We start from the raw sequence: 26,173 nt of genomic DNA, 5'->3' as shown, positions 1-26,173 counted from the left end.
TTGCCGCAGTTATTACGCTGACCGCCGCATCATAAGGTGTGAAAGTGCTCCCGCAACTGACGAAACGCTCCTGGCTAACATCAATATTCTTAAAACGTAGGTCCAAGCCATTTTTGTAAAATGCAGGAGTATTTAATAGGCAACCATAGCAACACATGCCGTCGTCAATTAAGACTTTTGATGCTCGGCCATTGCCGTCATTAAACCCATGGATGAGCTTAGGTCTCTCATCGCACACCATGGTGCGAACTACATGGGCCAGACGCTTCGCAACTGGGGGACGACCAGTTGCGTCGATGACAATGTCGTATTGGTTTAATAGCTCAGGAACAATCGAAAACTGATAAGATTTTCCCTCAACAATGCAGTTCATATGTGTAGATGATTTAAGTGTCATGGCTAACGATATTGCTTTGTTCTGGCCAAAATCCTTGGTGGATAAGGGATGTCGGCCAAAATTTTGAGGCCCGAAAGAGTCGTTGTCGTAGAGGTCGAACTTAGCCTGTCCGCATCCTGCCCCGGAGCGAAGCAGTAGGCCACCAAGATGCCCTCCAATGGTTCCACAGCCTATAAGCGCGATATGCTTAGTGCTCAAATCACCACTAGTTTCACGACGCCGGTTTCGGCTAAGAATTGTTTTTTTATCCGCCTTCGTGACCCCTATTCTAGTAAATTTATGAACCGAACGTTTGCCCGAAAGACAGGTGATCAGTTTCTTACTATTTACTACGCGTCTCGTATGTTTCTTTCGATTTTTTTTCTTGGGATAAGTAAGCAGTCCGGTCGCAGCAAGTTCAAGTTCAAGTTCAACATAGAGGCCCACTAGATCTTGATGGTGTACGTCGAACAGGATTACGTGGCGTTTAACAGGATTATCAACGAAGTGTTTTAGGAGGCGGCTGAGGGCGCTCAGGTCTACTTCGCCAAGCCATTGGAGTAAAGCCCGGAAGTTTTGTGGCGGCCACTCCATTCCAGCTAGGCGCGACGGATTAACTTTGAAATAACGTGTGAGAATGCTCCTATTACTACCTCGCTTTAGGCACCTTTGCTTCATCCACTCATTGAACTCGTTTTCCTCTTCCTTCTCAAAGACAACCCACTCCTCACCTGCCCCCTTTTCTGGTTCCTCATGTTCTCGCGCATTGATTGCTACATGACACTGCATCTCTAACATCTCTACAGCATCTGATAGGAGATAGAGTTCCTTCTCAGGTAACCAATAGGAAGCGAACTCTCCTTCCATCTCTTGATCATCCGGTGAGCCATGCATCACTGAAGCGACTGTTGCATCCAATGTTCGTTGGATCTGATCATCTACCTGCAAATAAAGTCCATGCAGGTTATTAGCATCCCAGTCTGCTTCCATCTCCCGAACGTAGCAGAGGTACCACCCCAAGTTAACATGAGGCAATAATAGGCCGTTGAATTTTTCTGGTTTTTTAAGGATGTATGCGGTAGGTAAAGTGATATGCGGGTCGGCAGGTAAGCTTAGTGCAATACTGAACTGACCGCCTGCTGTTCCATAATTTTTAACGTAAAAGCCTTTGGAGGAGTTGAGGGCGCGCAGAGGTGTGCTTTCAGAAATGTGCTGAGCCTTGGTGTACTGATACCCGCAACCCAGCAATATCTGATGAAGTGCACTAGACACGTAGTATTAACCACTTGCCATGGTTGAACTGATGCTAGCGGCTTCATTTCCACGAGAAGGTTCAGCTGCAAACGCTGGAGCAGATACTTCGCTAACGATCAGTTCGCTCTTACTTACTCGTTGGCCGAATGCCCGATTGATTGAATCGAGAGCAAGCACTTTGGTCGAAGAGATCTGAGCTTCTACTAAAATCCCATGCAGTTCATTGAGACGTTTAATTACCTCTCGCTCATATTCACCATGCTCAAGATGGTTTGGAAATAGAGGTTTTTCATCAGTGTGATCTGGGCTTTCTACACCATTGGAAAACTCCCTCGGAAGGTTCTCTGCAAGCGACATCATAGCCGCTCCAAGATCTCCTTTCTTAAGCGGCTCTCTATCAAAAATACTAACGGTTGCTGCCATAAGTGAAATTGAAGACGGCCCGCCACCTTCCTGCCATTGCGCATCGCGCCAGGACTTCATAAAACGGCAGACTTTGCGCAAATCAGGACCGATCCGCTCACAGCTTTCAATAAACCAGTCTTCTATAATTTTTGGATCACTCTTAATCCATTTCTTTTCACCTTCACGCAAAGCGAGATTTACGCAATCTTCATCAAGCCTGTAAGCCTCGTGATTAAACATGATGGATCCATGAATGGAGTCCATTGCCTCCATACCTAGCACGCGTGATTTTGCTACCGCTATAGAATCCTCTTTAAGCAGAAACTGTTCTCTCGGTATCGCATACATAGGAACGTCAATATGAGTGTGTTCAGCAGGAATTTTCAAACGAGCGCAGGTCGGCTTTGAAGAATCAAACTGCCAGCCTGCATTCTCTTTTTCTAAAGACTTCAAAGACGAGTCTACAAGCAGTATGAGGAGCCTGTGACCAATGACAGGTTGGCCTTTAAAAACTTCCATAGGAAGGTACGTACCATCGTCTATGTCCATCTCCTGTGGCGGGGTGGCATAGGGATTGTTAAGGGTATCGTATTGAAAGCTCCCTTGCGTCCAGAAACGTGGCTTGAGATCTAGGAAGGAATTTCTTGCGTCTTCATCCATGTTCCACAGCAATCTCGCTATTTCGGCCTGATCTTCATCGCTAAGGTATTTAAGGTTTGTATCCGAGAGACGCGCTTTAAAGCTCTCTAAGGAGCTCGTCAGGTTTGACGTTTGGACAAGAGTTTTAGCTTCTTCAAACACCTTTTTAGTACGATCTCGAATCTTCGCGCGTAATTGTTTGAGCTGAGTGATGCGTGATTCACTCAATTTCAACTTGCCAATAAGCCCGTCACTTGGGTCGTTATAATAGCGATGAAAGTTCCAAGTCATTTCTTTGTCTCCTGTGGGGCTGGGGCACGTCTGCTGCTGCCAAAGGGGGCTGAGGGCTGATTGAAGAAGGCCTGTAATCGACTGTTTTTGGTGAACTCAGTAGTGGCCAGCTGTTTTCCACGGCTAGCAAGGTTTCGCAGACTGCTTTCGCTCGCGTTGTCCAAGGTAATGTCGGATGCCGCTTCGTTTGGAACGATATCGTCAAGATAGACATAGTTATCTAATGCGTTATGAGTAGATAACTCCCGCTCCAGCATTGCTTTATGAAGCTGCTGATTTGCGGTCATAGTGGTTAAAACTAGCCGTTCACCGAACCCCCAAAGGCCCAGATAGCCATTGTTGTACTTTGCTGCTAAGGCGGCTGGACTCACGGTATATTCTTCTCCCAAGGTGCCAATGTTCAATATTTTGACGTCGGCTACCGTGGCATTGGGAAAATCGCAGGTCATATCTCTGAAAACTTCATGTAACCCGATGAAGCTGGGATTGTTAGCAACCAAACCTCCATCAGCGAAATATGCATCAAGATCCGCGCAATAATGAGGAGCAAAATAGGTAGGCGCGGCCGATGTAGCCATTGCCGCGTCTAGAAGAGTAAGTCGAGCATCACGGTTAAATGATGGGTTATGTGGAGTTTTGAAGAATTGAGGCTTTCCAGTGGAGAGGTTCACTGCTGGAATCATCACCCTACGATTCAAGTCACCAAAGGTAGTCTCCGCCCCTATCATGCAGGCGACCGCTTCTAAGAGCGGTTTGCTATTGTATTGGGCTCCAAAAACAGCCCTCCATTTTTTTCGCCAAGATCTTCTGTGCGGAAAAATTAGAGATGCTTGATCACGGAAAACTGACTCCAGCTCTCTAGCGCTTTTTCCAGCCGCAAGCCCCAGCGCCAGAATTCCACCAATTGAGGTGCCAGTAATCAGATCAAAGTACTCGCCTGCTTTTACGTGCGATTGGCCAGTTTGCTGTTCAATGATGCGCTCGATTTCAGCAAGCACGTTGATGGTAAACAGACCTCTTGCTCCCCCGCCATTTAGGCTAAGGATTTTTACGTCACCGCTGTGTGCTGACATGGAACGCCTCTATTATGTTTTGCTATCAACATAGGCTACTTTGATACATTTCAATTTGTCAGTTCTAGTCTTTAATGACAAAGCAACTGAATAGCATAGCTTGCTCGCAGTCATCTCCAGACCGGGCCGAAAAGTTAAACGCATGACACATCTGATGTCTGTTCAGGGTCGTTATCAGACTCATATCGATAGCTCATAATTCTTAAGATAACAGTAGCGAAGCCAGCAAGCATTGTCACCTTCGTATTGACGAGCATAAGACCAAGGTAGGCAAAGGTGAAAGGCTGGGCAGCCAAATTCCAAACACAAAAAAGCCCGCTGATTACTCAGCGGGCTTTTTCTATATTCTGTGGCGGAGAGGGAGGGATTCGAACCCTCGAAGCCTTACGACTTACACACTTTCCAGGCGTGCTCCTTCGACCACTCGGACACCTCTCCACATTTTGGCTCAATCACTTAGGCTGTGCCTTTCGCGACAGAACGGCGCATATACTATGGTTTAAGCGGCCAAATAGCAAGCCTTTTTCAGAATCAGTGGCTTGCCATCAGGTATCGCTGCTCGATAACACCGCATAGTTGCCGTGGGCTTCCAGGCAGAGCGCATCGCCACAGTAAAGCTGCTGGGTAAGCGCAATGCGGCCTTTGCCGCGCTCGGCCAGCTTCTTGGTGAGCTTCTCAACACCGTCAGGCTCTGCTGGCGTGCATACCAGGCGGTAATCACCCGTTACCGGGGCCAGAAAGCGCTGCGTGGCCTCAGCGACCACTACATCGCGCGCCATGCCCTGCTTGCGTAGCCATAGCGTTACCCAGCACCAGCCTTGCAGTGTGGTTTGCGCACTTAGCGCGCCACCAAAGCCGGTGCCTTTGTCATTCAGGTTGGGCGCCAGGGCGAGCCGCCAAGTAAGCGATTGGTTGTGCAGCGATATCTCTTCAATCCCCAGGGCACCAACCATGGGGATTGCGTCGCTCAACCACTTTTGAAAGGCGGCCAGGTCTTCCTGGCCTTCGGGCAGCGGCAAGCGTGGGTGAGGCACACCGGGTTTGCGCATGGCGGTTGGTCTCCTTACGCCCAGCGCTCTACGAAGTCGGCCACGTTATGCGCAGGCAAAGGCTTGTGGCGCCCGCCCAGGTGTCCCAGGTAGATAAACGCGACGACTTCGTCATCTTCTTCCAAGGAAAGCCCTTTGCGCACCACGGGGTCAAAAGCGTACTTGCCGCTACGCCACATGGCGCCTAGCCCTTGCGCGTGGGCGGCCAGCAAAATGCCGTGGGCGGCGCAGCCTGCGGAAATCACCTGCTCCATTTTGGGCACTTTGGGCAGGTCCGGCGTTACCTTGGCGATCACGGCGATAATCATCGGCGCGCGCAGCGGCTTTTTGCGCGCTGAGTTCAGCGTGTCGTCGTCGGCACTGGGGTCTTCCTGGAACTCGGCTTCGGCAAACAGCTCACCCAGGCGCGTACGCCCTTCCCCAGTGAACTCAATAAACCGCCAGGGGCGCAGCTCTTTGTGGTCTGGGGCACGCAGAGCCGCCTGGTAAATGGCGTCCATCTGCTCGGCAGTAGGCGCAGGATCGGTGAGCTTGCCCATTGAGCTACGGCTGTGAAGCAGCGTGAGTCCATCCATTTGGTTTCATCCTATCAATCAGTTAGGCACTACTGTAGCGCAGTCGCTTACTGTCTTGCCAGACGCAGCGGGCTTGGCGGCGTAAGGCCCGGCGTGGCGCGCCAGGGGCTGATATCTAACCCGCCGCGGCGCACGTAGCGCGCCAGCACCAGAAGCTCGGTAGGCTTGGCGTGCTGCATCAGGTCGGTGAAGATGTGCTCGACACAGTGCTCGTGAAAATCCTGATGCTGACGATAGCCGATCAGGTAACGCAGTAACCCTTCGCGATCCAGCTTCGGACCTTTGTAGCGAATCATCACGCTGCCCCAGTCGGGCTGGCCGGTCACCGGGCAGTTGGACTTAAGCAGATGCGAGTGCAGCGTCTCTTCTACAATCTCATCGCTTACCGCCACATGGGCAGCGCTGGGCGTGTAATCACTTACTTCAATATCCAGGTCGTCCAGGCAGTCGCCGGGTAGCAGCTGTGGGGCAAGCTCAGCGTCTTCTACACCGAGTAGCTCCACACTGACCGGTGCACCGGCTACCGCGCTTAGGTCACGCTTCAACGTTTCAATCACTTCCTCGCGGCTTTCCATACGAGTCTGGTTAAAGCTGTTGAGGTAAAGCTTCCAGGATTTGGATTCGATCAGGCTGGGCGACTCAGCAGGCAGCCGAAAGCGGGCCACGGCCACGATGGGCTTACCACGGGCATTCAGCCAGGAAACCTCAAATGCGTGCCACTCATCTTCACCCACAAAGGGCAGCTTGCCCTCTTCAATGCCTAGCGGGGCGCGGTTGACGGCGCGTGGGATGGGGAACAGCAGCCCGGCATCGTACTGCTCAGGGTAGGCGGATTCGCGCCCCAGGGGCGCGTGCTCTAAGGTATCGGGGCGGTGTGCCATAGGGTAACGCTCTCTTGATAAAAACGGTCGTACAGTTAACTACGAATGCCTTTGCCACGCTCCAGCATGGCCAGTGCCGCGAAGAACAGCACTACGATAAACCCAAAAATGGCCGCTAGCGCCCAGCCAACGGGAATATCCGACACGCCCAAAAACCCATAGCGGAAGACGTTCACCATATACAGAATCGGGTTGAGCATTGACACGCCCTGCCAGAAATTGGGCAGCATGGAAATGGAGTAAAACACCCCGCCGAGGTAGGTCAGCGGCGTCAAAATAAAGGTCGGCACGATGGAAATATCGTCAAACTTGTTGGCCAGCAGGGCATTGATAAAGCCGCCGATGGAGAACAGCGCCGAGGTTAGCACCACCACCAATAGGGTTAAAAGCGGGTGCTCGATGGTTAAGCGCGTGAAAAATAGCGACACAATAGTAACGATCAGGCCCACACCCAAACCGCGCGCCATACCGCCGAGGATAAACCCGGATAGAATCACCCAGTTGGGCATGGGCGATACCATTAGCTCTTCTACTGAACGCTGAAACTTGTTCGAGAAGAAGCTGGAAGCCACGTTCGAGTAGCTGTTGGTAATTACCGACATCATGATCAGGCCGGGGACGATAAAGTCCATGTAGGAGAAGCCATCCATATCCCCTATGCGCGAGCCGATCAGGTTGCCAAAGATGATGAAGTACATCGCCATGGTGATCGAAGGCGGCAGCAGCGTTTGCGGCCAGATACGCGTAAAGCGTTTGATCTCTTTAAGTACTAGCGTCCATAGCGCGACGAACGTTTGTGTTGCATTCATGCCTGCGTCTCCTTGTTGGGTTCGGCGCGCTGATCGATGGCTTTATTGCCCGCCTCTACCATTGACACAAACATCTCTTCCAACCGGTTAGCGCGGTTGCGCATGGAAACCACCTGCATGCCCTGCTCGCTTAACACACTGAACACATCGTTTAACTGCTGCCCGCGATGAATCACCAACGAGAGTTGCGTAGGTTCGATCTGATTGATCTCAAACCCTTCGATCACCGGCGGTGCTGTGACAGGCTCAGCGAGATCCAGCAGGAAGGTTTCGGTATTCAGCTCGGCCAATAGCTCGCGCACGCTGGTGTTACGCACAATTTCACCGTGATTGATGATGGCGATATTACGGCACAGGCTTTCGGCTTCTTCCAGATAGTGGGTGGTCAGGATGATCGTGGTGCCTTCATCCTGATTAATGCGGCGCATGTATTCCCACATGCTGCGGCGCAGTTCGATATCCACACCCGCGGTGGGCTCATCCAGAATCAGTAGCTTGGGCCGGTGCATCAGCGCCCGGGCAATCATCAAGCGGCGCTTCATACCACCAGAAAGCATGCGAGCGTTGCCATTGCGCTTGTCCCACAGGCCCAGGTCGCGCAGCAGCTGCTCGGCACGCGGCAGCGCTTCACGGCGCGTCATGCCGTAATAGCCTGCTTGCGCCAGCACGATATCAAGCACCTTCTCGAACTGGTTGAAGTTGAATTCCTGAGGAACCACGCCCAGCTGGTACTTGGCTTTGGCGAAGTCCTTGTCGATGTCGATACCAAAAATCGACACCTTGCCTTCTGACTTCTGCACCAATGAACACACCACGCCCAGGGTGGTGGATTTACCCGCGCCATTGGGGCCCAACAAGGCAAAAAAATCGCCCTGCTGGACATCGAGATCAATCCCTTTTAACGCGTGAAAGCCGTTGCCGTACACCTTGGTAAGGCCACGGATAGACAATGCCGGTTCGGCCATAAAGATGTCCTGTCAGCAAAAAATAGGGGCACAAAAAATACGTGAGAAGCAACGATATCGGGGCATTCGGTCGTTTTTTCAAGCCAGCGTAACATGGCGCCTATGGCTATCTCGTTAAACCGCTAACCAACCCGTCCACTTTAATTAGTATTCGCGGCGTTTTGTCGCGCATGACTCGCAGGCTAATACTTTAGTATTACCCGCATTCCCTTGCGCTATTAATAGCACGGCATACAAGGGAATACGTATTTTATAAACGAGAAAAAGCCATAGTGAGCACCATGATCGCCCAGCCCCCTGCTACCTTTGCCCAACCAGGCTCTACTACCGAACATTCAACGTCCACCGCCCGACGCGGCCTGGCAGCGCTTCCCCTGCGCCGCCAACGGCTGATTGGCGTAGCCGTTTTATGGCTGATACTCGCCATCATGATTACGGTGAATGCCCTACAAAGCCGAACGCTGCTCTATCATGAGCGTGAGCAGCGCATGGTTACCGCCGTGGACATTGCCGTTTCTACCCTTGAGCATTTTGATGAAAGAGCCAAGCGGGGCGAGCTCTCGCTTGATGAAGCCAAAACCCAGGCGTTTGAAGCCATTCGTGACGTGCGCTTTGGCGTCGATGACAACTACCTGTTTGCACTCAGCGGCGACCTGAAGATGCTTGCCCACCCCAAACGTCCGACGGGGCAGGATTTATCCCAGGTGACTGACCCCAAGGGCACGCTGATCTTCCAATTGATCAGGGAAAGCGCCCGCGAGTCAGGCCACGGCTTTGCCGACTACTACTCCAACTTCGCCCGCGGCAACGACAAATTACCCCTGGTGCATACCTACACCGAAGCCTACGCCCCGTGGAATGTGTATGTTGCCAGCGGTATTTTTATGGGCGATATCAGCCAAACCATTATGACCCAATTGACCAAAACCATTTTGGTCGGCCTGGTGGGCGGCATACTGGTAACGCTGGCCTTTTGGGGCATGATCTCGTTGATTCTGCGCCGCTTGGGTGGCGAGCCTGACTACGCGGCAGAGGTAGTAGCACGTATTGCCCAAGGCGACTTAACGGCAAGGGTTCACCTGGGTGCCAACGATACCAACAGCCTGCTTTACGATATTCAGCAAATGCGTGACAAGCTGCACGCAACGATGCAGGAAATTCACGCCACCAGCGCCGCGGTAGACCATAACTCTGGCGATATTGCCGCAGGCAATCAGGAGCTTTCATCACGCACCGAGCAGCAGGCAGCCGCCCTTCAGCAAACCTCTGCCAGCATGGAAGAAGTGACCGCGACGGTGCGCCAAAATGCCGAAAACGTGGAACAAGCCAAGGAGCTTGTGCGCAGTGCAGGCGAAACCTCTCAGTTTGGCCAGCAAGCGATTGGCAAGGCCGTTACTTCCATGCAGGAAATTAGCGCTGAAGCCGCCAGAATTTCCGATATTGTTACCCTGATTGACAGCATTGCTTTCCAGACCAACATTTTGGCCCTCAATGCGTCGGTTGAAGCTGCCCGCGCGGGTGAGCATGGTCGAGGTTTTGCCGTGGTAGCCGGTGAAGTGCGCCAGCTGGCTAACCGTTCGGCAACCGCCGCTCACGAGATCAAAACGCTGATTAACACCTCCAATGCACAGGTGGATAACGGCGCCTCACTGGTGACTACCGCTAAAGAGCGGATGCAGCAGATTGACCAACAGATCCAACGCATCAACGACCTATTTGCCGACATTACAGCCGCGACACATGAGCAAACCCAGGGGATTGAGCAGATCAACGTGGCCATCGCACAGCTTGACCAGTCAACTCAGGATAACGCCACTATGGTTCAGCAAACGGCTAACTCCGCGCACGACCTGAAACAGCGCTCGCAGTCGCTTAGCAGCGTTGTAAATCACTTCACCCTTAGTTAACGCAGGGTATTACCGGCTTACGTCCAGGCAGCACTGCCTGGACGTAAGCCGCCACTCAAAACGCGCCTCTAAAACACACGCACAGCAAAACGCCGCCAACAAGGACGGTAGATAGATAGCAATATGTATAACAAGAAGGAAAGGTAAAACAGGAAGGATAACGAAATGAGGCTGTTTACATGGAGCGGGAAAAGAGATTCTACGGGGCTGCCATCAGCCGGACTGGCGCTCCAGCTCTCGACCCTTGCCATGCTAGATAAGACTGATTACGTGGAGCGGGAAAAGAGATTCGAACTCTCGACCCTCGCCTTGGCAAGGCGATGCTCTACCACTGAGCTATTCCCGCAACGTAAACATGCACTTGCTAGATGGCGTCCCATAGGGGGTTCGAACCCCTGTTACCGCCGTGAAAGGGCGGTGTCCTAGGCCACTAGACGAATGGGACGTATAAACATCTATTTTATTGATTGGAGCGGGAAAAGAGATTCGACCGGGCTGGCGTTCCAGCTCTCGACCTGCACTTGATTAACCACACCATCAATTAACTGATTGGAGCGGGAAAAGAGATTCGAACTCTCGACCCTCGCCTTGGCAAGGCGATGCTCTACCACTGAGCTATTCCCGCTTAATCAATTTCTCGCCATCGGATTGGCGTCCCATAGGGGGTTCGAACCCCTGTTACCGCCGTGAAAGGGCGGTGTCCTGGACCACTAGACGAATGGGACGTTTTGGAGCGGGAAAAGAGATTCGACCGGGCTGGCGTTCCAGCTCTCGACCTGCACTTGCTTAACCACACGACCAAATTGGAGCGGGAAAAGAGATTCGAACTCTCGACCCTCGCCTTGGCAAGGCGATGCTCTACCACTGAGCTATTCCCGCACTCCGATACCTTAACGATGTAATTGGCGTCCCATAGGGGGTTCGAACCCCTGTTACCGCCGTGAAAGGGCGGTGTCCTGGACCACTAGACGAATGGGACGTTTCATTGCCTCGTCGAGGTGGCGCGTATATTACTCAGAGCACGCATTTCTGTCAAGCCCTATGATATCGCTCTGCTTTCTATCTATACGCCAATCTCGTTTACTCCTACTACTTAACTCCCTTTCAAGCGGGTAGTTACACCCTATTCACCTTCCGAACTCAAGCACGAACTACGCTGTCTTAATTGAAAAGAGTACGCTAGCCTGCAAGTCATAAAGGGAAAGGAGACACTAAATGGCCAAAATTGAAAAACCCTCCGATCAGTGGCGTGAACAACTGACGCCTGAACAGTACCGGGTAGCACGCGAGAAAGGCACCGAGCGCCCTTTTACAGGCGACTACCAGGTAAGCGATGCTCAAGGCATTTACCACTGCATTTGTTGCCACGCGCCGCTGTTTGAAAACGAGCACAAATTTGATGCGGGCTGCGGTTGGCCCAGCTTCGACAGGCCGCTTGGCAGAAACAGCGTTGAGGAGCATAGCGATACCACGCACGGCATGGTGCGCACAGAAGTTGTGTGTTCCCACTGCGATGCCCATTTAGGGCACGTGTTTCCCGACGGGCCGCCGGAGTCCACAGGATTGCGTTACTGCATTAACTCAGTATCGCTAGAGTTTCATCCTGACGAGTAAACGCTACCTCTAACCCCTTAACGAATCGCAGCAAGGCGGGCGCCATCTGGTAGAATGGTTGCTCGCTTTTTTTATGCCCGTTTTTTGTGCTTGTAGGAGAAACTCATGCTCGGCTGGTTCCCCGGACATATGAACAAGGCCCGCCGCCAGATAAAGGATGCGCTGCCGGAGATTGACGTGGTCATTGAAGTACTTGACGCACGCCTGCCCTACTCCAGCGCCAACCCGATGCTGGCCGAGCTGACCCGCCATAAGCCGGTATTGAAAATACTCTCCCGGGCGGACCTGGCAGACCCTGAGCGCACCGCTGAATGGGTGGCCTTTTTTGATGCCCAGGACGATACCCGGGCACTCGCGATCACCACAACCAACACGCGTGAGTTAAAGAAAATCCCCAAACTTTGCCACGAGTTAGCGGGCGACGTACGTGCTGACCGCGACGTTCGGGTGATGGTGATGGGAATTCCCAACGTGGGTAAATCCACCCTGATTAACGGCCTGGCCGGGCGCAAAATTGCTAAAACCGGTAACGAACCGGCGGTCACCAAGCGCCAGCAGAAAGTGCGTATTGATGGCCGCGTGGCGCTGATCGACACGCCCGGCGTGCTGTGGCCCAAGATTGAAGACCAGGCCAGCGCCTACCGGCTGGCGGCCAGCGGCGCTATTCGCGATACCGCCATTGAGTATACCGACGTGGGTATTGTTACCAGCGCCGAGCTTGCTAAGCGCTACCCTGAAGAGTTGACCGCACGTTACAAACTCAAAACACTGCCCACGTATGAAGCGCCGGTCGATAATGACGTGGACGCCGATGGCCCGAAGAAGCCCGACTTCCTGGCGATCGCCGGATTTGATGGCCATGCCATCCTGAAAGAAATTGCCGGTAAACGGGGCGGCCTGCGCGCGGGTGGCGAGGTAGATTTACATCGTGGCGCCGAAGTGCTGTTACACGAACTGCGTGACGGCAAGCTTGGCCGTTTAACGCTGGAAACACCTGACGATATTCCGCCGCCCATTGTGCAAAACGACGAAGACAATCAGCTACTTTCCGACGCATAATGGATAAATCGACCGGCGCCGCCGCACGGCCTTTGGACACTTTTGGATAAATCACTCATGGAAACCTCTCAGCTTCAAACGCCTACTGAACTTCAGGATACGGACTCACAAAATGCCGAGCCGCCATCTACTGAACTCAAAAAATCTCACAAGCTCAATAACGTCTGCTACGACATCCGTGGCCCGGTCCTTGACCATGCCAAGCGGCTTGAGGATGAAGGCCAGCGGATTTTAAAGCTGAATATTGGCAACCCGGCGCCCTTTGGGTTTGAAGCACCAGAAGAGATTTTGCAGGATGTGATGCGCAACCTGCCCACGGCACAAGGCTATTGTGATTCCAAAGGCCTCTACTCGGCGCGTAAGGCGATTATGCAGGAGTGCCAGCGCAAGGAGATTCCAGGCGTTGGCATCGAAGATATTTACATCGGAAACGGCGTGTCCGAACTGATTGTGATGTGCATGCAGGCGCTATTAAACGATGGCGACGAAGTGCTGATTCCCGCGCCGGACTACCCGCTGTGGACAGCGGCAGCCAATCTTTCTGGTGGCCACGGCGTGCACTATAGGTGCGATGAGCAGGCCGACTGGACGCCGGACATTGCCGATATCCGCGCCAAGATTACCAGCCGTACCCGCGCGATTGTGCTGATCAACCCCAATAACCCGACCGGCGCGGTTTATCCACCGGCCGTGGTGCGCGATGTATTGGCCGTGGCCAAAGAGCACAATCTGGTGGTGTTCTCTGACGAGATCTACGACAAGATCCTTTATGACGGCGTAGAACATACCGCGACCGGCGCTCTGGCCGACGATGACCAACTAGTGATTACCATGAACGGGCTATCGAAAAGCTACCGCTGTGCGGGCTTTCGCTCCGGCTGGATGACGATTTCTGGCACGATTGCCAAACAGCGCGCCAAGGATTTCATCCAGGGGCTGACCATGCTGGCCTCCATGCGTCTGTGTGCTAACGTGCCTGCCCAGCACGCCATTCAGACCGCACTGGGTGGCTATCAGTCGATCAATGACCTGATTCTACCAGGTGGCCGCTTACTGGCTCAGCGCGACATCACGGTGGAAAAGCTCAACGCGATTCCTGGCGTTTCTTGTGTCACGCCCAAAGGCGCCCTCTATGCGTTTCCTCGTTTGGACCCCAAGGTCTTCAATATTCAAGATGACCAGAAGCTGGTTCTTGATTTGCTCCTTCAAGAGAAAATTCTGCTGGTTCAAGGCACGGCGTTTAACTGGCCAGAACCTGATCATGTACGCATCGTGACACTGCCCTGGGCGGATCAATTGGGCGACGCTCTGGACAGGTTCGGTAATTTCTTGTCCCGCTACCGTCAATAAGGCGGGCGGTGACTTGAAACTGCCATGAAGTGTACGTATCTAAGCAAGCATTCTAGTAACGCTTTATTGTCCTCTTAGGGAGAACCTGCACCATGATGCGAATTGTGCTGTTTTTAGCCACCAACCTGGCGGTGCTGCTTGTCGCTAGTATTACGCTGCGCCTGTTTGGTGTTGAGGGTTATTTACGCAGCCAAGGAATCAACTTTACCAGCCTGCTGATTTTCTGCTTTATCTTCGGCATGGTCGGCTCGCTGATCTCGCTGTTTATTTCCAAGTGGATGGCGAAACGCAGTACCGGCACGGTGATTATTGAGTCTCCTTCCAACGCCACCGAGCAGTGGCTGGTCGATACCGTGGCTGAGCTTGCCCGCGAGGCCGGTATTAAAACGCCGGAGGTGGGCATTTTCCCCGCCCAGCAGTCAAACGCGTTTGCCACCGGCTGGAATAAAGATGACGCTTTGGTGGCGGTTTCTGCCGGGCTGTTAAACCGGATGCGCCCCGACGAAGTGCGCGCAGTGCTTGCCCACGAAATTGGCCACGTTGCCAATGGCGACATGGTAACGCTGGCGCTGATTCAGGGCGTGGTGAACACCTTTGTGATGTTCTTTGCCCGTGTGGTGGCGCAATTGGTAGATAGTTTTCTTAAAAGCCGCAGCGGCGGCGAAGGCGGCCTGGGCTTTATGGGTTACTTCGCGGTCGTGATTGTCGCTGAAATTGTGTTCGGGATTGTGGCGTCGGCTATCGTTGCCTGGTTCTCTCGCTACCGTGAATACCGTGCCGATGAGGCCGGTGCACGGTTAGCAGGGACGGGCTCCATGGTGAATGCCCTGGCCCGCTTGAAGGCGGAAACAGAAATGCCGGACCAAATGCCCGACACTCTACGCGCCATGGCGATCACCAAAGGCCAAACACGCTCACTGGTAGAGCAGCTTTTTGCCAGCCACCCGCCGCTGGATGACCGTATTCGTGCGCTAAAAGAAGCCGCTTACCGTCAATAAGAAACATCCGCACGCATCAGACGTATCAGGCCCGCTTTATGCGGGCCTGTTCTTTTTGCGCGTCAGGATAACCGCGAGACGCGAAAGCCCGCGGCACTCAAAAGCGCTTCAAGCTCAACCGCACTGCCCGATAGCTGCACGTTCAGCGTGGCAAATTCACGGCGCAGCGGATAATTGGCTCGGCAAGTATCAAAGCCCTGCTTGATACCCTCCACAAGCGCCTGGCGCTGCAGGCTGTCGTGGTCTCGGCGTACATCATACACCGCACGCATGCACACACGCAGCGCATCCTCGACCGGCAGTGCGTCCTGCAAGTGCAATGACGCCAACGCTGGCAGCGGGCAGATATCGGCAAACGCATCATGGTTGGGAGTACCAAGATGGCTGGCTAACGCCTGCTGAATCATCCAGGTACCGCGCAGCTTGCCGTCCAGGCTATGCCCGGCAATATGCGGCGTGGCAAGTGCCACCAGGTCGCGCAGCCCTGCGTCAATGTCCGGCTCGCTCTCCCACACGTCCAGCACGGCGGTAATATCCCCTTTACCCGCTAACCGACCACGCAGCGCTAACCCATCAATACAGTCGCCCCGCCCTGCGTTTAGCAATACCGTGCCAGGCGCTAATTCATTGATGCGCTGAGCATTCAGCAGCTGATACGTGGCGTGCGGCCCATCTGACACCAGCGGCGTGTGCAGGCAGAGAATATCGCAACGATCGATCAGCGTATCCAGCGGCTCGAAGCCTTGCTCTCCCTCCTGCTCTGCTCTGGGTGGGTCACAGGCAAGTGTGTTGACGCCCAGCGCATTAAGGCGGGCAAGCAAGCGGCTGCCTACATTGCCGACGCCCACAATGCCCACCGTTCGTGAGAGCAGCGACCAGCCATCGCGCTCAGCAAGCGTTAGCAAGCTGCTGAGCACATAGTCCACCACCGCTTCAGCGTTGCAACCAGGCGCGCTTGCAAAGGTAATACCACGCTCGGCCAGGGCGGCGTGATCAATATGGTCGGTGCCAATCGTACAGGTACCGACAAAGCGTACAGCGCTGTCTGCCAATAGCGCGGCAGTGACCTGGGTGATGGAGCGCACAATCAGCGCATTAGCGTCTTTGACGTGTGCCGTGCTTATTTCACGCCCTGGCAGATGGGTAATCGAGCCAAAATCACCAAAGCAGCGTTCGGCGGCGGGTATATTGGCATCTACAGTCAGCTTCACAACGTGATCCTTCTAGTCCGCAGGACAGGCAAGCCTCTTCACAGAAAAACGCTTCATAAGCAAAGATAGGCGTTTGCGATAACGCGCTTTACAATACCGCCCGCCGCATCAAATTGGAAAAGAGTATTCAGGACAAGGAGTGCCTAATGGGTAAGCCAGTGTCAAGAACAACCGTGGGAGTAAGCTTGTGATCGTAAGGTGGGAAACCGACCACGACTATGTGCTGGTTCATATTCACCAGGATATGTTTGGCGACTGGATTTTTAGTCGCGCCTGGGGGCAAATCGGCACGCAGTTTGGCGGCTTAAAACATCAACTGGCCGACACGCTTGAGCAGGCTCAGATGTGGCTGGAAGATGAGACGACCATTCAAAAGTCACGCGGGTTTCATAAAGTATTGGACGTTGATGACCATACTCCAGAGGGCCAGGAAGCGATGCGCCAGCTTTCGCTGCTTGATCTGCTTTAATCGCCCCCCAGTAAGTCATCACTCACCCAGAAAGCGCCGCCCGTTGTGAACATAACGCCCTTTTGGCGGCACTTCATCAGGTTGCATCAGGCGTGTTAGCGCGTGCTCACTTAGCCAGCCGCGCTGACGCAACCAACCGCTTAAGCGCTCTACCTCAAAACCGCGTATCAGCTCATGCCCCTGGCTATCCGCCACAACCGGAATAAGCTCGCCATAGCGCGCTAGCAACTCCGGACAATCACTGATTTCAATGCGTTGCAGCACCACCGGTTGATTGGCAAGCGCTGCCAGCAGGCCTTCCAGCTGGGCGCACAGATGGCAACCCAGCGTGGTGTAGAGCGTAAGCGAGATCACCGCCGCAAGCCCTTACGCCCTAGCTGCGGTGACGCAGCAGGAATACGTGATGCATATTGGTGCGCCGCTGAAAGTCAGGGTCGAAGGTACGCGAGGTAATCTCCTCCACCGCATAGCGCTCGCTAAGTGCATCATCAAGCTTGAAGCGACGCTGATTATTCGAGAATACCAACGTCCCTCCGGGCGCAAGCCGCGCCATAGCCAGCTCTACCAACCGTGGGTGGTCGCGCTGTACATCGAGTGTATCGCGCATTTTTTTCGAGTTGGAGAACGTCGGCGGGTCCATAAAGATCAAATCAAACTCGGCGTTAGCGGTTTCCAGCCAGCGGAAACAATCATCGCGCACCACGCGGTGCAGCCGCAGGTCGAGTTCGTTCAGCGTAAAGTTGTCTTTTGCCCACTCAAGGTAGGTGTTAGACATATCCACGCTAACGCTGTCGCTGGCGCCGCCCAGCGCGGCTTGTACCGTGGCCGTGGCGGTGTAGCAAAACAGGTTTAAGAAGCGCTTGCCGCTGGCCATTTCACCCAACATGCGGCGCACTGGCCTATGGTCCAGGAACAGCCCGGTATCCAGGTAGTCACGCAGATTAACCCACAACCGCGCATCGCCTTCACGCACGTCAAAACGCTCGCCGCTGGCATCACGCTTTTGGTACTGGGCGGTGCCGGTTTGCCGCTCACGACGCTTGATATACACCTTGCTGGGATCAATGCCCAACGCATCAGGCAATACCTCCAGGGCGTCAAACAGGCGTTTTTGTGCCTGAGCCGGGTTGATAGAGCTCGGCGCGGCGTACTCTTGAACGTGTACACGGTCGCCATAGCGGTCAATCGCCAGCGCAAACTCAGGCATGTCGGCATCATAGAGCCGGTAGCAGGTTTCACCGCTCTGCTTTAACCATTTTTTGAGGCGCTTCTGGTTTTTAACCAAGCGATTAGCAAACATCTGGGCGTTTTCGGACACCGCACGCGACGCTTGCTGTGGAGCAACAGGCGCTTGATCCGTAGGCTGCCCTTCTGCCTGAGCATCATTATTGGCAACCGGCGTGCCGATATCCATCAGCAGCAGCTTGGCATCCAGCGCACCATTTTTTAACGCATACTGCTTGTGTGCCCGCAGCCCCAAACGGTGGCCCAGGTCGGGGTTACCGGTAAACATTGCCAGCGTCCAACCTGGAAACAGTGCCTTGGCTTTTTCGCCCAGCTGGGCGTAAAGGCGCACCAGTTCGGGAAGCTCGCCCAACCGCTCGCCGTACGGCGGGTTGGTGATCAACAGCCCGCTTGATGCGGTGAGGGTCTCGGGCCGGGTTAGCTGGGCAAGACTTTGCCCGTGCAGGGTAATCAGCGCTGGAATACCTGCACGCATCGCGTTGGTTTTCGCCGCAGAAAGCGCCGCTGGGCTTTGGTCAAAGCCCAGCAGCTGCGTTTTACACCGCTTGCGGCCAATAGAAGCACGCGCTTCGGCCTCGCGCTTTTGCTCAAGCCAGAGCGCTTCATCGTGCCCAGCCCAGCCCTTGAAGCCAAAGCGTTCGCGGTCCAGGTTAGGCGCCTGGTCGGCGGCCATTAGCGCCGCTTCAATCAACAGCGTGCCCGCGCCACACAGTGGGTCGATCAACGGCTCGCCAGCCTTGGCTCGCTCGGGCCAGCCCGCGCGTATGAGTAGCGCGGCCGCCAGGTTCTCTTTCAGCGGTGCATGGCCTACGTCGCGACGATACCCTCGGCGATGAAGACTCTCGCCCGAGAGGTCGATACCAATCGTGAGATTCGCCCGGTGCAAATGTGCGTACAGGCGCAAATCGGGCGTTTTAGTATCAATAGATGGCCGCTCTTGCCCGGCAAGCTGCAACGAATCTACCACGCCGTCTTTCACCGTTTGCGCGCCAAACCGGGTATGACGAATGTGGTCGCTGCGGCCATGAAAATCTACGGCAAGGGTTTTGCCCACGGCCAAATGCTGGGTCCAGGCAATACGGGCAACGACATCGCGTAACTGCTCGGGCGTTTCAATCATCGGCTCGCGAACGAGCTGCAGAATGACCCGGTTGGCAAGCCGTGACCACAAACATACACGGTAGGCGATGGACTGGCTGGCGGTGAAGTACACGCCTGCCACCGTGGTCTTTCCAAGCGTCGCGCCTAGCGCTGCCAGCTCATCGGCCAGCAGGCCTTCAATGCCTTTCGGGCAGGTCGCCAACAGGTTCAAGGGGGCGTTTTGACTCGTTTCGGTCATAGTCATGGCAGCGCGTAACCGCGCGATATTCCTATATATGGCAAATGTATTTACATCTTATGACAATTTGGGGGTCGACAAGTGCCCCCATCTTGATCTAAGAATAAGAGAGTAGCTACTAAAAACGCATGCGTTGCTTGTCTAGGCCATTTATGACCTATGGCTTGTTTGGGGCGCCGCTTGGTCGGTTCAGCACGTGAGTGCTAGACAAAAGTACCATGCTGGCTGCCTGCTCTTGAGGTTAGCTCTCGAAATAGGAGCCTGACGCCACTAAGGCATAGTGCACTATTTCTTATTAAAGGCTTTCATGAAAAGAGGTTAGCCAATGAAACGACAAAAACGTGACCGCTTCCAGCGGGCTTATGTTCACGGGTACAAAGCAGGTGTTATCGGCCGCTCCCGTGATGAATGTCCCAGTCAAGATGTTAATTTACGCGAGTACTGGATGAGCGGTTGGCGTGAAGGTCGCGGAGACCAATGGGACGGTATGACCGGCGTTTCCGGTATCCACAAGAATCCCATGGTCATGACCTAACCGGTTATAACTTCCTTAATCTACATTTTGGAACATGGAGCCCGCTCTTAAGCGGGCTTTTTAGCATCAAAACCACGCGAATTACTGCGTTTTAGCGCGCTGGCACATTCGTTCACAAGCGCAGGGCCTTGGTAAATTAGGCCTGAATAGAGCTGAACCAAATCAGCACCCGCCGCGATTTTGGCTTTTGCGGTTTCACCACTATCAATACCGCCTACGCCAATAATCGGTAGCGTTGGTAGATGCTGTCGCAGCAGACGAATAATCACGTTAGAGGGTTCAAAAACGGGTTTTCCCGATAGCCCTCCCGCTTCTTCCGCCTGAGGGTCACTCTTGACCGCTTCACGGGAAACGGTCGTGTTAGTCGCGATGACGCCGTCCAGTTCGTTGCGAGCAATACTACCGGCCACGAGCGCGACTTCCTCTTCGCTCATATCCGGGGCGATTTTAATAAGTAGCGGTACCTTGCGGTTCGCTTCAGCATCCAGCACCCGGCTACGCTCACGAATCGGGCCTAATAATGCATCCAACTGCTCGCCAAACTGCAGCGTACGAAGCCCCGGCGTATTGGGTGAAGAAATATTCACGGTAATATAATCGGCGACCGGGTGAACGGCATTCAGGCAGGCTAAATAGTCCTCCAGGGCATTTTCAACCGAGGTGGTCAGATTTTTGCCAATATTAATGCCCACCACGCCTTTATAGTGGCGCTTTTTCACCTGTTCAATTAAATGCTCAACCCCTTTGTTATTAAACCCAAAGCGGTTAATGATGGCGTCATGGCTCGCCAAACGGAACAAGCGCGGCTTGGCGTTACCCGGCTGCGCCTTGGGGGTCACCGTGCCCACTTCGACAAAACCAAAGCCCAGCGCGCCAAGCGCATCCAGGTGATCGGCATTTTTATCAAGCCCCGCAGCAAGCCCCACGCGGTTGGCAAAGCGCAACCCCATCAATTCAACAGGATCCTCTATTGGCTTGCCCACCCAAGGGCGTATACCGCCCACGCGTTGTAATGTGTCTAACGCCCCCAGCGCCAGCCCGTGTGAGGTTTCGGGGTCAATACGAAAGAACAGCGAACGCGCGAGTGAATACATCGACAGAGTCTCTCTGGGAGAATGGGCGGCGCAGAGTATAGCGCATCCTGCCCATTTAGCGCACCGCGCTTGAGCTTAACCAGAAACCGCGCACAAAAAAACCGTGCCTGAGTTACCTCAAGCACGGTTACTTCTTACAACAAGTATGCGTTGTGTTAGCGAATGCTTACGCGTTTATACTTCACTATCGCTTTCTGCAAGGTCTACCAGTTCGCGTACGGCGACGGCAAACAGCGCAAATCCACCCTCACTACCGCCACGCACCTCATCAATCAAACGGCACCAGCGGCGGTGCAGGTCAGCATGCTGCTCAAGCCACTGGTCCACACGCTCCTGAGTATCGCGGCTACCGGCTTCCAACTTCAGTACGCTGGTAGTTAAGGCCAACTGCTGCCGGTCGATATCATCCCGGAACGTTTCCCGGGCCTGCACCTGCCATGCGTCACGCACTCCCAACTGCGTTACCTGCTGGCTCATCCAGGGAAGTTCCAAACGGCTGCCAATTTCGTAAAACACTTCGGCGACTCGCTGGGGCTTCTCATTGGTAACCCGTGCAGCCTGAATGATCCCCAACCCGGCATAGAGGCTAGGCGCGGCGGCAACGGTAGATGCCAGCGCTTCCGGCACGCCCGCGTCCTGCAGCTCATCCCGACGCTGGCGCCAGGCATCAAGCTCTTCGCCGCTTAACAGTTCGCCCATCTCTTCTTGCAGCTGCGCCAACCGAGGCGCGAAGTACTCAATGGTATCCTGAGTCGAAAGTCCCATGTGCTGGCGCAGGAACCAGCGTGTCGAGCGGCGGATCAGGCGCATCAGGTCCAGCATCATGGAGTGCTGCACGTCGCTGGGGATCTGGTTATCCAGGTCTTCAATCTGTGCCCAAAGTGACAGCAGGTTGAAGCTATCCCGCGCAATGACATAGTTACGCGCAATATCTGCCCGTCCGGCGCCAGTGGAATCGCGCAACCGACGGACAAACACAACCCCCATGTGATCAACCAGATCATTCGCGACTTGCGTTGCCACAATTTCACGCTTCAGGCGGTGCTCATACATCTCGGTCTGGTAGCGCTCTGTCAGCACAGACGGGAACAGGCGCTCAAGATGGCGGTGGATATACGTATCATCGGGCACATCAGAGGTGATCAGGTCACCTTTTAGCGTGCTCTTGGCGTAGGAAATCAGTACCGAAAGCTCCGGCAAGCGCATACCCTGCTGATTGGCGGCACGCTCTTTTAAGGTCTCATCTGCGGGCAGGAACTCAAGCTCACGGTCAATCTGCCCGGCAGACTCCAGCTCGCTGATAAAGCGGCGATACGGCCCGATGCCTTGGCAAGACAGTATTTCGGAGAGATCCAGCGCTTGGGCCTGACGGTAGTTATCAAGTATCACCAGGTCGGCAACTTCATCGGTCATTTCTGCCAGCAGGTCGTTGCGCTGCTTGTCGGTCATGTCGCCACGCTTCACCACATCATCGATCAATATTTTGATATTGACCTCGTGGTCAGAGCAGTTAACGCCACCTGCGTTATCAATAAAGTCAGTGTAAACGCGCACACCTTTGGCGGCAGCTTCCATCCGGCCACGTTGAGTCATCCCCAGGTTGCCGCCTTCGCCCACTACGCGGCAGTTAAGGTCTTCGCCATTAATGCGCAGCGCATCGTTAGCTTTATCGCCGACATCGGCATCGGTTTCATCCGAGCTTTTCACGTAGGTGCCGATACCGCCGTTCCAGACCAGGTCGACCTTTGACTGGAGCATGGCGCGAATCAATTCATTTGGCGACAGGCGCTCTTCCTGAATACCAAAGACCTGCTGCATTTCAGGAGTAATCGCGATGGACTTGGCACTGCGGTTAAAGATACCGCCACCCTGCGAAATCAGCTCGGCACTGTAATCTTCCCAGCTGGAGCGCGGCAGGTTAAACAGCCTTGTACGCTCGGCAAAGGCCGCCTCAGCATCAGGGTTGGGGTCGACGAAGATATGCAGATGGTTGAACGCACCCACCAGTTGAATCTTGTCGGAAAGCAGCATGCCGTTACCAAACACGTCGCCCGCCATATCACCAATACCAACGACACTAAACAGATCCCGCTGGGTATCTACGCCGAGGTTTTTAAAGTGACGTTTAACCGACTGCCAGGCACCGCGCGCGGTAATGCCCATTTTCTTATGGTCATATCCGTTCGCCCCGCCGGAGGCAAACGCATCCCCTAGCCAGTGGCCATACTCGATAGAGATTTCGTTGGCGATATCCGAGAACGTGGCCGTCCCTTTATCGGCGGCAACCACCATGTAGACATCGTCTTCATCGTGGCGCACCACGTTTTTAGGCGGAACAACGTCACTGCCATCCAGATTATCGGTCACATCTAACAGCGCACGGATAAACGTTTTATAGCAAGCAATGCCTTCGTTCTGCTTCGTTTCGCGGTCAGCATTTTCAGGCATGCGCTTACATACAAAACCACCCTTGGCGCCCACCGGCACGATCACCGCGTTTTTGACCTGCTGCGCTTTTACCAGCCCCAGCACTTCGGTACGGAAATCTTCATGGCGATCAGACCAGCGCAAACCACCGCGGGCTACTTTGCCACCGCGCAGGTGGACACCTTCCACGCGTGGCGAGCAGACAAAAATCTCGAACATCGGCCGTGGCTTGGGCATTCCGGTGACTTTGGAAGGCTCAAGCTTAAAGGCGATGTAGTCTTTAAAGCGGCCATCTTCAGCACGCTGGTAGTAGTTGGTGCGCAGTGTTGCCTGAATAAGCTCCATAAAACGACGTAACAGTTGGTCATCGTTTAGGCTGGCAACGGCTTCCAACTGCTCATTAAGCCGCGTGATGCACTCGTCGGTATCGTGTGAGTCCAGCGCAGGGTCAAAGCGCAGACGGAACATTTCCACCAGTAACTGAGTAATGGCCGGGTAGTTGGCCAAGGTCGCGGCAATGTAGTTTTGAGACATGCCAAAGCGGATTTGCTTGAGATAACGTGCGTATCCACGCAGCATGGCGACTTCGCGCCAATCCAGCCCTGCCGCAATAATCAGCCGGTTAAAGGCATCGTTATCCGCTTCGCCCGCCCAAATACGTTTAAACGCGTCACTGAAGGTTTCACGCATTTCACCCAGGCTGACATCTTTATTGCTGTGCTCAAGCTCAAAGTCGTGAATCCAGTAATGCTGCTGCGGCGCATTAATGTCGTAGGGGCGCTCACCAATAACCCGAAGCCCCAGGTTCTCCATCATGGGCAACACATCCGATAGCGGGATTGGCGAACCACGATGAAAAAGCTTCAGGTTTACGCCACTGCCCTGCTCTTCCAGCGGCCGATAAAGCGACAGCGACAGCGCCTCACCGTTATCCAATGCCAGCAAGTGCTGTACATCGAATACTGCGGTGCGCGCATTGAAGTCTTCGCGATAGCTTGCCGAGAAGGCGCTTTGGAACTTCTCCATCTGATGATTGGCGCGCTCTTCTCCAAAACCCTCAATCATCGCGGCCATCAGCTCATCACGCCAGCTGCGTGCCAAGCGGGCAACCTTGCTTTCCAGGCGCTTAAGGTCGTACTGGCTGGGTGCATCGCCGTTAAAGCGCAGAATCAGTTGAATACGCGCCAGAACCGACTCTGACAAGTAGGTATTAAAATCGCCAAAGTGCGCGTCAAGCTCGTCACACAGCAGGTTTTGAATGCGTTGACGCAGATCGGTCGAAAACACATCGCGAGGCACAAACACCAGGCACGAGTAGAACTTGCCGCTAACATCGGCACGGATAAACAGGCGTACCTGGCGGCGTTCCCGAATATCAAGAATGCCCAGCGCCGTATGCGCTAGTGAATCCGTACTGATCTGGAACAGGTCATCGCGAGGATAAACTTCCAGCACCTGTAGAAGCTGCTTACCGTTATGCCCTTGGGGATTAAACCCGGCGACATCCGAGACAGCTTTTAGTTTACGGCGCAGCAGCGGAATATTGCGCGGTGACTCGTTGTACACCGTCGAGGTGAACAGGCCAAAGAAGCGACGCTCGCCAATCACATTACCGTCGTCGTCATAGCGGTCAACGGTAATGTAGTCCGGGTAGGTCGGGCGATGTACCCGCGAATGGTGAGCGCTTTTGGCAAACGTGAGCAGTTGAGGAACCAGCTCATAATTGCCGTGCTCGTCAATGCCCTCTTCGGCACGAATGCGCTCATCGTAGCGCGGATCATCCAGGCGGAAGACCCCAAGTAAGCTATTCGGGTCGCGCTGCAGCTCATCGCCTTCCAACAGGTATTCGTCATACCCCAGGAAGGTGAAATTATCCTTAACAAGCCACTCTAAAAAGGCGATGGCCTCTTCATGATCGTCCGGGTCGATTTGCGGGGGGCAGTTCTTTTCAAGTTCCTGGATCGCGGCGGTGATCTGGCGGGTAATCGCGTGGTAGTCATCAACCGCGGTACGTACATCACGCAGTACTTGATAGAGCTTTTCCTCGATATTCGACAGCGCGTCAGGATCAGTATGACGATCAACCTCGATAACGATGAGCGACTCACGCGCCTCTGGGGCGTTGGCATCACGAGGTGAGGCCAGCGTTTGCAGCTGATTCTGCTCATTGCGGGCCACAGCAAACACGGTATTTTGGATCGCATGGACGGTAAGCCCTTGGCGATTCAGTTCAATTCGTATCGAGTCGACCAAAAAAGGCATGTCTTCATGCAGTACCGCCACAAATGTATGCGTCGACTGCCAGCCATGCTCTTCAAAGTCAGGGTTGAAAACGCGCACTTTAGGGCGCTTCGCATCGTGGTGCTGTAGAAACTGCCAAATGGATAGTGTGGCGCCGTACAGATCGTCCAAACGGCGATCAACAAGATCCTCTAACGGCACGCTCGCGTAAAAACGTCGTGCAAACGTCTCTATCGCCGTTGCTCGCTCCGGTTCCAGCCGCGCTTCCAAGCGCTCAAATAGCTGCTTCAAAAGGTCTTGCCGACTCTCTTCACTCGCAACGTATTGCATCCATCACCTCGACTGCCGGGGCCACACTTGGCCAAAA

At 54.1% G+C, this 26,173-nt stretch carries 20 protein-coding genes and 7 tRNA genes; 7 read left to right on the top strand and 20 right to left on the bottom strand.

The window, feature by feature from the left end; genetic code table 11:
* The 9 genes from ACT3RU_RS10860 to ACT3RU_RS10820 form a co-directional block, all read right to left on the bottom strand.
* The coding region (locus ACT3RU_RS10860) for an E2/UBC family protein (protein ID WP_483392676.1) at positions 1-1,648 on the bottom strand (1,648 nt) is incomplete at its 3' end.
* Between the two features lie 6 nt (positions 1,649-1,654).
* Positions 1,655-2,965, bottom strand: a complete 1,311-nt coding sequence (locus ACT3RU_RS10855) for a CBASS cGAMP synthase (RefSeq protein WP_192528653.1) — start codon at positions 2,963-2,965, stop codon at positions 1,655-1,657.
* Positions 2,962-4,038, bottom strand: a complete 1,077-nt coding sequence (locus tag ACT3RU_RS10850) for a CBASS cGAMP-activated phospholipase (RefSeq protein ID WP_192528654.1) — start codon at positions 4,036-4,038, stop codon at positions 2,962-2,964. The genes ACT3RU_RS10855 and ACT3RU_RS10850 overlap by 4 nt, the downstream gene beginning before the upstream one ends.
* A 350-nt stretch (positions 4,039-4,388) precedes the next feature.
* Positions 4,389-4,476, bottom strand: a tRNA-Ser gene (locus tag ACT3RU_RS10845).
* Positions 4,477-4,583: 107 nt separating this feature from the next.
* Positions 4,584-5,087, bottom strand: a complete 504-nt coding sequence (locus ACT3RU_RS10840; protein ID WP_192528655.1) for a YiiD C-terminal domain-containing protein — start codon at positions 5,085-5,087, stop codon at positions 4,584-4,586.
* Between the two features lie 14 nt (positions 5,088-5,101).
* Positions 5,102-5,662, bottom strand: coding sequence for a nitroreductase family protein (locus tag ACT3RU_RS10835; protein WP_192528656.1), 561 nt, complete (start codon positions 5,660-5,662; stop codon positions 5,102-5,104).
* Between the two features lie 47 nt (positions 5,663-5,709).
* Positions 5,710-6,543, bottom strand: coding sequence for an NADPH-dependent 7-cyano-7-deazaguanine reductase QueF (gene queF, locus ACT3RU_RS10830; protein WP_192528657.1), 834 nt, complete (start codon positions 6,541-6,543; stop codon positions 5,710-5,712).
* 35 nt (positions 6,544-6,578) lie between these two features.
* A complete protein-coding gene (locus ACT3RU_RS10825; protein ID WP_192528658.1) occupies positions 6,579-7,352 on the bottom strand; it encodes an ABC transporter permease in 774 nt (257 codons plus the stop codon).
* On the bottom strand, positions 7,349-8,317 hold the full coding sequence (locus ACT3RU_RS10820) for an ABC transporter ATP-binding protein (protein WP_087106874.1): 969 nt from the start codon (positions 8,315-8,317) through the stop codon (positions 7,349-7,351). Before ACT3RU_RS10820 ends, ACT3RU_RS10825 begins: the two co-directional genes overlap by 4 nt.
* Positions 8,318-8,598: 281 nt before the next feature.
* Here ACT3RU_RS10820 and ACT3RU_RS10815 point away from each other — a divergent pair, with 281 nt between their 5' ends.
* Entirely contained in the window at positions 8,599-10,224 is a 1,626-nt protein-coding gene (locus tag ACT3RU_RS10815) for a methyl-accepting chemotaxis protein (RefSeq protein WP_192528659.1), read from the top strand.
* A 271-nt stretch (positions 10,225-10,495) separates the two neighbouring features.
* On the opposite strand, the gene ACT3RU_RS10810 is transcribed toward ACT3RU_RS10815, so the two are convergent.
* The 6 genes from ACT3RU_RS10810 to ACT3RU_RS10785 form a co-directional block, all read right to left on the bottom strand.
* Positions 10,496-10,570 (bottom strand) — tRNA-Gly (locus ACT3RU_RS10810).
* A gap of 23 nt (positions 10,571-10,593) precedes the next feature.
* A tRNA-Glu gene (locus ACT3RU_RS10805) sits at positions 10,594-10,669 on the bottom strand.
* Between the two features lie 105 nt (positions 10,670-10,774).
* A tRNA-Gly gene (locus ACT3RU_RS10800) sits at positions 10,775-10,849 on the bottom strand.
* Positions 10,850-10,873: 24 nt separating this feature from the next.
* Positions 10,874-10,949, bottom strand: a tRNA-Glu gene (locus ACT3RU_RS10795).
* A gap of 79 nt (positions 10,950-11,028) precedes the next feature.
* Positions 11,029-11,103: transfer RNA gene (locus ACT3RU_RS10790), tRNA-Gly, on the bottom strand.
* A gap of 24 nt (positions 11,104-11,127) precedes the next feature.
* Positions 11,128-11,203 (bottom strand) — tRNA-Glu (locus tag ACT3RU_RS10785).
* Positions 11,204-11,439: 236 nt separating this feature from the next.
* On the opposite strand from ACT3RU_RS10785, the gene msrB reads away from it, so the two are divergent.
* From msrB to htpX, 4 genes are all read left to right on the top strand, one after another.
* Positions 11,440-11,838, top strand: coding sequence for a peptide-methionine (R)-S-oxide reductase MsrB (msrB, locus tag ACT3RU_RS10780; protein WP_087106167.1), 399 nt, complete (start codon positions 11,440-11,442; stop codon positions 11,836-11,838).
* Positions 11,839-11,943: 105 nt separating this feature from the next.
* Positions 11,944-12,897, top strand: a complete 954-nt coding sequence (ylqF, locus tag ACT3RU_RS10775) for a ribosome biogenesis GTPase YlqF (RefSeq protein ID WP_192527786.1) — start codon at positions 11,944-11,946, stop codon at positions 12,895-12,897.
* A 57-nt stretch (positions 12,898-12,954) separates the two neighbouring features.
* The gene (locus tag ACT3RU_RS10770) at positions 12,955-14,247 is read left to right on the top strand and encodes a pyridoxal phosphate-dependent aminotransferase (protein ID WP_225733846.1); all 1,293 of its coding nucleotides are present in this window, start codon (positions 12,955-12,957) and stop codon (positions 14,245-14,247) included.
* A 92-nt stretch (positions 14,248-14,339) separates the two neighbouring features.
* The gene (gene htpX / locus ACT3RU_RS10765; protein WP_192527787.1) at positions 14,340-15,245 is read left to right on the top strand and encodes a protease HtpX; all 906 of its coding nucleotides are present in this window, start codon (positions 14,340-14,342) and stop codon (positions 15,243-15,245) included.
* 62 nt (positions 15,246-15,307) lie between these two features.
* Here the strand turns inward: htpX and pdxB are convergent, their stop codons facing one another.
* Positions 15,308-16,456 (bottom strand): 4-phosphoerythronate dehydrogenase PdxB, encoded by a 1,149-nt coding sequence (gene pdxB / locus ACT3RU_RS10760; RefSeq protein WP_192527788.1) that lies wholly within the window; start codon positions 16,454-16,456, stop codon positions 15,308-15,310.
* Between the two features lie 187 nt (positions 16,457-16,643).
* On the opposite strand from pdxB, the gene ACT3RU_RS10755 reads away from it, so the two are divergent.
* The gene (locus ACT3RU_RS10755; protein WP_018916661.1) at positions 16,644-16,925 is read left to right on the top strand and encodes a hypothetical protein; all 282 of its coding nucleotides are present in this window, start codon (positions 16,644-16,646) and stop codon (positions 16,923-16,925) included.
* An 18-nt stretch (positions 16,926-16,943) separates the two neighbouring features.
* On the opposite strand, the gene ACT3RU_RS10750 is transcribed toward ACT3RU_RS10755, so the two are convergent.
* Together ACT3RU_RS10750 and rlmKL are read right to left on the bottom strand one after the other, a co-directional pair.
* Entirely contained in the window at positions 16,944-17,279 is a 336-nt protein-coding gene (locus ACT3RU_RS10750) for a glutaredoxin family protein (RefSeq protein ID WP_192527789.1), read from the bottom strand.
* A 19-nt stretch (positions 17,280-17,298) separates the two neighbouring features.
* Positions 17,299-19,509 carry a bifunctional 23S rRNA (guanine(2069)-N(7))-methyltransferase RlmK/23S rRNA (guanine(2445)-N(2))-methyltransferase RlmL gene (gene rlmKL / locus ACT3RU_RS10745; RefSeq protein WP_192527848.1) on the bottom strand — a complete coding sequence of 737 codons (2,211 nt, stop codon included), beginning with the start codon at positions 19,507-19,509 and terminating at the stop codon, positions 17,299-17,301.
* 325 nt (positions 19,510-19,834) lie between these two features.
* Between rlmKL and rmf the strand changes: the two genes are divergently transcribed.
* Positions 19,835-20,044 (top strand): ribosome modulation factor, encoded by a 210-nt coding sequence (gene rmf / locus ACT3RU_RS10740; protein ID WP_087106179.1) that lies wholly within the window; start codon positions 19,835-19,837, stop codon positions 20,042-20,044.
* Between the two features lie 47 nt (positions 20,045-20,091).
* Here rmf and ACT3RU_RS10735 read toward each other — a convergent pair whose 3' ends face one another.
* Positions 20,092-21,138, bottom strand: coding sequence for a quinone-dependent dihydroorotate dehydrogenase (locus ACT3RU_RS10735; protein WP_192527790.1), 1,047 nt, complete (start codon positions 21,136-21,138; stop codon positions 20,092-20,094).
* Positions 21,139-21,312: 174 nt separating this feature from the next.
* Positions 21,313-26,136, bottom strand: coding sequence for an NAD-glutamate dehydrogenase (locus ACT3RU_RS10730; RefSeq protein ID WP_192527791.1), 4,824 nt, complete (start codon positions 26,134-26,136; stop codon positions 21,313-21,315).
* Positions 26,137-26,173 lie beyond the last annotated feature (37 nt).

Source organism: Halomonas sp. TP35 (assembly GCF_052375975.1).
Lineage (GTDB): Bacteria > Pseudomonadota > Gammaproteobacteria > Pseudomonadales > Halomonadaceae > Vreelandella > Vreelandella citrativorans.
This window is presented reverse-complemented; position numbering and strand designations above follow the sequence as displayed.